General features: G+C 47.5%; 3 protein-coding genes. 2 read left to right on the forward strand and 1 reads right to left on the reverse strand.

All coding sequences use genetic code 11. From position 1 onward, the window contains the following. Positions 1-70 precede the first annotated feature (70 nt). A complete protein-coding gene (locus tag O3682_RS11650; RefSeq protein WP_371510178.1) occupies positions 71-283 on the reverse strand; it encodes a YMGG-like glycine zipper-containing protein in 213 nt (70 codons plus the stop codon). Positions 284-537: 254 nt separating this feature from the next. Between O3682_RS11650 and O3682_RS11655 the strand changes: the two genes are divergently transcribed. Further along, a complete protein-coding gene (locus O3682_RS11655) occupies positions 538-987 on the forward strand; it encodes a CopD family copper resistance protein (RefSeq protein ID WP_070814098.1) in 450 nt (149 codons plus the stop codon). A 33-nt stretch (positions 988-1,020) separates the two neighbouring features. Then, entirely contained in the window at positions 1,021-1,995 is a 975-nt protein-coding gene (locus O3682_RS11660) for a TerC family protein (RefSeq protein ID WP_371510179.1), read from the forward strand. Positions 1,996-2,041 lie beyond the last annotated feature (46 nt).

The raw sequence follows: 2,041 nt of genomic DNA on the forward strand, positions 1-2,041 counted from the left end.
GTGGGAATTTAGGGGATTTTGGGGAATTTTGCAAAGGTCTCGGCCTTTTTATTTTTAACCGAATAAAGGATTAGTAGCGGGTATGAACTTGACTGCCGATAACACCACCCAAAGCCGCACCACCCAAGGTAGAGCCGGTATCGCCACCAATCAAGTTACCTGCCACGCCACCCAATACCGCACCAGCAGCAGTGTTGCGTTGGGTTTGAGTCATATTGGCACATGCACCCAAAGAAGCGGCCAGCATGATCAAGGTCACAGTTTTTACAAAAGTTTTCTTCATGGTTTGATTCTCCATCAGAGGTTAAGCTTTATATGGAGCAGTATGGCACAACCTTTCATTAATATATTTTCTGATAAGTAAAGACAGATTAAACTAAGATAACGCTTTTGATGAACGGTTAACTTCAAAAATAAACGGCAATTCCAATAGAATATTTATAAAATTTAATATATTTGGCATAAAATTGCGCATACATCAACCGCATTCGGTAGTGATACAATGACGACTTGTCTGAATTACCGGAAACACCCGTCATGAGTATCTACGCACTGGCACACATCATCCACGTTTATTGCGCGATTGCCTTTGTCGGCGGCGTATTTTTCGAAATGCTGGTTCTCTCCGTTTTACACACCGGCCGCGTTTCGCGCGAATCACGCCGCGAAGTCGAACGTGCCATGTCCCATCGTGCCGTCCGCGTAATGCCGCCTGTCGTCATTACCTTGTTCATCAGCGGCATCGTGATGGTGTACAACCGCTACCTGCCGATACTTCACCACCCATTCGACAGCTCTTTCGGCATCATGCTGAGCATCAAAATCCTGTTGGCAATAAGCGTTTTGGTACATTTTGCCATCGCCGTTGTCAAAATGGCACGGCACACCCTCACCGTCGGCTGGTCGAAATACATACACGCCGTCGTATTCAGCCATATGCTGTTTATCGTCTTTTTTGCCAAGGCGATGTTCTACCTGTCTTGGTAAACCTTACCCATACCCCACACACAAGGATTGTTTATGACCCAATACCCGTCCGTCGGCTCGCCGATGTTTTACGGCATCTTCTTTATTGCCGTCTTAATCATGATCGCCATCGATATGGTATCGCTGAAAAAAAACGGCGCCCACAAAGTCAGCATCAAAGAAGCCCTCGCCTGGAGCGGCATTTGGGTGGCCGTATCCTGCACATTTGCAGGCTGGCTCTATTTTGAACTGGCGGGCAACCCAACTTACGGGGCCGTTGTCGCCAGAGAAAAAGTCCTCGAATTCTTCACCGGCTACGTACTCGAAAAATCCCTTGCCGTCGACAACATCTTCGTTTTTCTGATGATTTTCGGCTACTTCAAAGTCGAACCCAAATTCCAACACCGCGTCTTGCTCTATGGCGTATTCGGCGCCATTGTCCTGCGCGCCATCATGATCTTCATCGGCGCAGCCTTGGTACAACAATTTGAATGGATTTTGTACCTCTTCGGCGCATTCCTCTTATACACCGGCATTCACATGATGAAGCCCGAAGCCGAAGCTGAAGAAGACCTTTCCCAAAACAAGATCCTGACCCTGCTCAAAAAAGTCATCCCGACCAGCCAACAGTTTGACGGTGAAAAATTCTTTACCATCGAAAACGGCAAACGCATCGCTACGCCGCTTTTGCTGGTATTGATTATGATCGAATTGAGCGACGTCATCTTTGCCGTGGACAGCATCCCCGCTATTTTTGCCGTAACGACCGACCCTTTCATCGTCCTCACTTCCAACATTTTTGCCATCTTGGGCCTGCGTGCCATGTACTTTTTACTGGCAGACTTTGCCGAACGCTTTATTTTCCTCAAATACGGCTTGGCTTTCGTGTTGAGCTTTATCGGTATCAAGATGTTGATTATGCACTGGGTGCATATCCCGATTTCCATTTCCCTGTCCGTCGTCTTCGGCGCACTGGGTGCGTCCATCCTAACTTCTTTGGTGTACACGCGTCAGCAAGAGAAAAAATAATCTGCCGGAGACCTTTGCAAAATTCCCCAAAATCCCCTAAATTCCC

The sequence above is a fragment of the Neisseria sp. 27098_8_112 genome (assembly GCF_041433235.1).
Taxonomy (GTDB): domain Bacteria; phylum Pseudomonadota; class Gammaproteobacteria; order Burkholderiales; family Neisseriaceae; genus Neisseria.